Raw genomic sequence first — 4,447 nt, forward strand, 5'->3', positions numbered from 1 at the left:
ACGCGCAGCACCATCGGGCAATGCAGGCGGCCACGGGTGCGGTTGCGCAGGCGCGCGGCGTGGCAGATCAGGTGATCGACCATCGGGTAGACGAAGCCATCGAACTGGGCTTCGGCCACCGGCTTCATGCCCTGTGCGGCCAGGCCGACGGTGAGGCCGGCGATGGTGGTTTCGTCCAGCGGGGTGTCGAGCACGCGCTCCGCGCCGAACTGCTGCTGCAGACCGGCGGTGGCGCGGAACACGCCGCCGTTGACGCCCACGTCCTCGCCCAGCACCAGCACCGAGGGGTCGTGTTCCATTTCCCAGGCCAGGGCCTGGGTGACGGCTTCGATGAGGGTGATCGGGGTGGCTGTCATCGGGGTGTCTCCGCTGTTGCTCGCCGCGCTGTGCGCGACGCCGTGATCGTGGCTGGCCGGGGTGACAGAGGCGTTGCGCTTGATGTCATCCATGGCGCTGCTCCAGGGCGATGGCGGCGGCACGCTGCGCCAGCAGGTCCGGCGGCGGATCGGCATACAGGTAGTCGAACATCGCCTCGACCGGCTGCACCGGGCAGTTGAGGTAGGCGTTGACCTCCTCGTCGACGCGGGTGCCGCACTCGGCGATCCAGTTCTTTTCTTCTTCCTCGCTCCATACGCCGTGCGCGGTCAGGTACTTGCGCAGGCGGATCAGCGGTTCCTTCAGCCAGGCCGATTTCACTTCGGCGTCGTCGCGGTAGCGGCGCGCGTCATCGGCGGTGGTGTGGTCGGACAGGCGATAGGTGAGGAATTCCAGCACCGTGCCACCCTGGCCGGACAGGGCGCGCTCGCGTGCCTGTTCCATCGCGGCCAGTACGGCGATCAGGTCGTTGCCGTCCACCTGCAGGCAGAACAGGCCGCCGGCCAGGCCCTTCTGGGCCAGGGTTTCGGCACCGGTCTGGGCCGAGCGCGGTACCGAGATGGCCCAGCCGTTGTTCACCACGCACAGGATCAGCGGCAGCTTGTAGGCGCCGGCCGAGTTCACCGCGGCGTAGAAGTCGGTCTTGGAGCTGCCGCCGTCACCGCAGACGCTGACCGCGACCTGGGGCAGGTTGCGCAGCTTGAACGACAGTGCCGAGCCGGCCGCATGCAGGCACTGGGTGGAGATCGGCACGCAGATCGGGAAATCGCGCACCGCATCGCTGCTGCGGTCGTAGTCGCTGCCGCGCTCGTCGCCGCCCCAGTACATCAACACGTCGCGCGGGCGCACGCCGCGCATGAACATGGCGCCGTACTCGCGGTAGCTGGGGGCGAACACGTCGCCGCTCTTCATGGCCGCGCCGATGCCTACGTGGGCCGCTTCATGGCCCAGGCAGGAGGCAAAGGTGCCGAGCTTGCCGGTGCGCTGCAGCGCCACGGCCTTGGTGTCGAACACCCGCGTGGCCAGCATCTGCTTGAACATCGGCAGCAGCGAGCGCGGATCGCGCAGCGAGGCGGGGAGATCGTCACGTACCAGGTTGCCGTCGGCATCCAGGTACTGCAGGTAATCGATTTGGAACTGGGCGGAAACCGTCATTGCAGCAACACCTTGAACAGATGGTTTCAAATGATAGGAATTACACATGGTAAGGACTCAGGCTGAAAAAGCCGTCCTGCGCCGCAGCACGATTGACCGGACACAGCGGGCATTGGTTCCGCGGCCGGTGCCGGGAAGGCGAGATATCAACGTATTCAGTCTGTAGTCGCAGGTGCGGCACATTCTCCCCCCGGGCGGAGTTGGAAGTGTTTCGATTCCGTTTGCGCGGGGGCAGTACCTCCCCGCCCTTTGGCTGCAGGCCAAGGGGAGGGCTGGGGAGGGGTGCTTTTGGGGCTCGGCTGGGAAAGCCCCTGCCGAGCATGGCTCGGCACTACACGCCCCCTCCCTTTGGCGAAGCCAAGGGGAGGGCTGGGGAGGGGGGCTTTGGGGCTTGGCTGGGAAAGCCTCTGCCGAGCATGGCTCGGCACTACACGCCCCCTCCCTTTGGCGAAGCCAAGGGGAGCGCTGGGGAGGGGGGCTTTGGGGCTTGGCTGGGGAAGCCCCTGCCGAGCATGGCTCGGCACTACCTGGTGGACTGCAATCGAAAGGGAGGGGGCAGATGGCCCGGGCTGCGTTACCCTTGCCGCCCCATCTGATGGCCAGGCCGATGACCGTAGAAAAGAACCAGCGTGAGCTCGAAGCCGGTATCCATACCGACCTGCAGGGCCGGCTCACCTACGGCGGCTACCTGCGCCTGGACCAGCTGCTGTCGGCCCAGCAGCCGCTGTCCAGCCCACCGCACCACGACGAAATGCTGTTCATCATCCAGCACCAGACCTCGGAGCTGTGGCTCAAGCTGCTGGCCCACGAGCTGCGCGCCGCGCGCGGCCACATGCAGCGTGACGAGGTATGGCAGTGCCGCAAGGTGCTGGCCCGGGCCAAGCAGGTGCTGCGCCTGCTGACCGAGCAGTGGGCGGTGCTGGAAACCCTCACCCCTTCCGAATACATGGGCTTTCGCGACGTGCTGGGCCCGTCCTCGGGCTTCCAGTCGCTGCAATACCGTTACATCGAGTTCCTGCTGGGCAACAAGAATGCCGACATGCTGGCGGTGTTCGCCTATGACCCGGCCGGGCAGGCGCAGCTGCGCGAGGTGCTGGAAGCCCCCAGCCTGTATGAGGAGTTCCTGGCCTACCTGTCGCGCTTCGGCCATGCCATCCCGGCAACCTATGAAGGCCATGACTGGACCCAGTCGCATATCAGCGACCCGGCCCTGCGCCAGGTGTTCGAGAACATCTACCAGGACACCGATCGCTACTGGCGCGAGTACTCGCTGTGCGAGGACCTGGTGGACCTGGAAACCCAGTTCCAGCTGTGGCGCTTCCGCCATATGCGCACGGTGATGCGGGTGATCGGCTTCAAGCGCGGCACCGGCGGTTCCAGTGGCGTGGGCTTTCTCAAGCAGGCGCTGGAGTTGACCTTCTTCCCGGAACTGTTCGAAGTGCGCACCAGCATCCGGGCCGACGCCTGAGTTCCTGCCCGGGACTGAAACCTCAACCTATTCAGGGGCTTGTGCTGGGCGCGCAGGCACCGGAGGGGGGCGTTTGTGCGGCAATCTCCGGTGCTTGCCTGCGGCGGTATCCATTTGACGCGGTACAGCTGCTTCGGTGATCCTCGCCCGTCGCGCCGGTTCCGGCCGACTTTTTCGTATTTGCCCAATCATTCCAGGGGACACCCGCATGAGCGCTGCCGCGCCGAACTCAACACCCACCCCGGCGCCCGTGCCGGAGTTCACCAACCTGCTCGGTCACCCGCGTCCGCTGTGGATGCTGTTCATGACCGAGTTCTTCGAGCGATTTGCGTTCTACGGTATCCGCTGGGCGTTGACGCTGTACATCGTGGCCCAGTTCTCCGAGAGCCAGGCCGGTGCCAGCAAGCTCTACGGCGCCTATCTGGCGCTGGTGTATGCGGCGGCCCTGTTCGGCGGCTTCGTCGCCGACCGGATCATCGGTTACCAGCGTTCCATCCTGATCGGCGCGGCGGTGATGTCGCTGGGCCTGTTCCTGATCGCCATCCCCAATGACCAGGTGTTCCGTATCGGCCTGGCCACGGTGATCGCGGGCAACGGCCTGTTCAAGCCGAACATCTCCAGCATGGTCGGGCAGTTGTACGGCATCAACGACTCGCGGCGTGATTCGGGCTTCACCATCTTCTATATGGGCATCAACGCCGGTGCGCTGGTTGCCCCGGTGCTGACCGGCATCCTGGCCGAGAATGTGTTCGGCACCGAAGCCATGCCGGCTTACAAGTACGTGTTCATCGCCTCGGGCGTCGGCATGCTGATCAGCCTGGTGTGGTTCTGGTTTGGCCGTCGCCAGCTCGGCGAAATCGGCAAGCCGCCGGCCGGTGGTGAAGGCATGGGCCGCACCATCGCCGTGCTGGTGGGTTCGCTGGTGGCGGTGCCGGTTGCCTATGCGCTGCTGTCCATCGATGCCGGCATCCTTGGCTGGATCCTGGGCGGCCTGTTCACCGCACTGTGCGTGATGATCCTGGTCGAGGGCATCCGCGAGGGCAAGGTGGCGCGTGACCGTGCCATCGCCATGCTGATCATCTTCGTGTTCAACGTGTTGTTCTTCATGTTCTTCGAACAGGCAGGCAGCTCGTTCAACTTCCTGGCGCAGAACATCGTCAACCGTGACCTGGGTGGCTGGACCTTCCCGATTGGCTGGTTCCAATCGGTCAACTCGGTCGCCATCCTGGCCCTTGGCCCGATCTTCGTCTGGCTGTGGACCGCGCTGGGCAAGGCCAACCCGTCCATCCCGCGCAAGTTCGGCCTGGGGCTGATCTTCAACGGCCTGGCCTTCCTGCTGCTGATGTACGCGCTGTCCTCGCTGGTCGACGGCGCTGGCAAGATCCCGTTCTGGACCCTGTTCATGGTCTACGTGATCCAGACCGTCGGTGAGCTGTGCCTGTCGCCGAT

Annotated in this window: 3 protein-coding genes and 1 pseudogene; 2 read left to right on the top strand and 2 right to left on the bottom strand. The window is 65.4% G+C overall.

Going from position 1 to position 4,447, the window contains the following annotated elements:
* Window positions 1-449, bottom strand: a pseudogene (locus B2527_RS11295) (alpha-ketoacid dehydrogenase subunit beta); the annotation flags it as partial.
* Window positions 442-1,530 carry a pyruvate dehydrogenase (acetyl-transferring) E1 component subunit alpha gene (gene pdhA, locus B2527_RS11300; RefSeq protein WP_293712213.1) on the bottom strand — a complete coding sequence of 363 codons (1,089 nt, stop codon included), beginning with the start codon at window positions 1,528-1,530 and terminating at the stop codon, window positions 442-444. The pseudogene B2527_RS11295 and the gene pdhA, both read right to left, overlap by 8 nt.
* A gap of 607 nt (window positions 1,531-2,137) precedes the next feature.
* Between pdhA and B2527_RS11305 the strand changes: the two genes are divergently transcribed.
* Both B2527_RS11305 and B2527_RS11310 read left to right on the top strand, forming a co-directional pair.
* Entirely contained in the window at window positions 2,138-2,998 is an 861-nt protein-coding gene (locus tag B2527_RS11305) for a tryptophan 2,3-dioxygenase (RefSeq protein WP_293712215.1), read from the top strand.
* Window positions 2,999-3,206: 208 nt separating this feature from the next.
* Window positions 3,207-4,447: peptide MFS transporter (locus B2527_RS11310; protein ID WP_293712217.1), on the top strand; the 1,241-nt coding region annotated here is incomplete at its 3' end.

Origin of the sequence: Stenotrophomonas sp. UBA7606, assembly GCF_002477705.1 — a bacterium.
Taxonomy (GTDB): domain Bacteria; phylum Pseudomonadota; class Gammaproteobacteria; order Xanthomonadales; family Xanthomonadaceae; genus Stenotrophomonas.

Coding starts and splice junctions, on each gene's coding strand:
- pdhA (WP_293712213.1), bottom strand. CDS start 1,530: ATGACGGTTTCCGCCCAGTTCCAAATCGATTACCTGCAGTACCTGGAT.
- B2527_RS11305 (WP_293712215.1), top strand. CDS start 2,138: ATGACCGTAGAAAAGAACCAGCGTGAGCTCGAAGCCGGTATCCATACC.